The organism is Vibrio ouci (genome assembly GCF_004551525.1).
GTDB classification, from domain to species: domain Bacteria; phylum Pseudomonadota; class Gammaproteobacteria; order Enterobacterales; family Vibrionaceae; genus Vibrio; species Vibrio ouci.
On sequence record NZ_SATR01000252.1, the window covers coordinates 1 to 769 of the forward strand.

Sequence of the window (769 nt, forward strand, 5' to 3'; positions counted from 1 at the left end):
GCTCGCTTCATATCTGGTGAAGCTCCAGATAAATTTGGTCGCAATGTAGAGCAGTTGTTAGCTTACAACCACTTCTGGCTAGAGCATGATCATAAGTACATTCAAGTTCTTTTCCCGATAGATGAGGGTACTAAGTTCAATCAACATGCTCCTTTGGTAACTCAAGCAGATCGAGAGGCTTTTGCTAATTCAGAAGAATTGCGTGTAGCTCACTTAAAAGCTCTCGACCTTTTACTTGAGTTTTGGGGATTGTATCGAGACGGGTGTGAAATTTCGTCATTACTGGCACTAAGTCCTGCTAACCATGTCTGGCTTAAAAGTCATGACCACAATCAACTTCGCCTGACCCGAGCAATTCGTAGTTTGTATTTACTCGGTAATGAGCAGATAGCAGCCAACCTGTGTGACTTTCTAGTGGCTGCAGCTAAAGAAACTGACATGGTTTCAGATAAAACGGTCGAGTATTGGCGTAACGCGCTCAAAGGTTAGGTGAGTGCTGAAAAAGCGCACTAACAAACAATTCAAGCTGATTCGCAACGCTCGGCGCTTTCGGTTTCAACTTGTTTGGTGATTACGGTACAGTGTTATAGTAAGGTGGCAGCGTTGCTCACAACTTAATTGGGCGTTATGTGCTTAGGAGTAAAATGGAAATTACGAAAGCGAAAGTAGGTCATCAAGACCAGTTTAAAGACTACGTTGAGTCCTGTATTGCTGATGGCTTAGAGCTTTATGAAGAAGCAAAAACTGACAGTAGTGCGTATCTAAAGAA

1 protein-coding gene is annotated in these 769 nt (G+C 42.8%); it reads left to right on the top strand.

Translation table 11 applies throughout. The features are described 5' to 3' along the window. On the top strand, positions 1-489 hold a 489-nt coding region (locus ELS82_RS25500; protein WP_134837822.1), incomplete at its 5' end, for an opioid growth factor receptor-related protein. Positions 490-769: the final 280 nt, after the last annotated feature.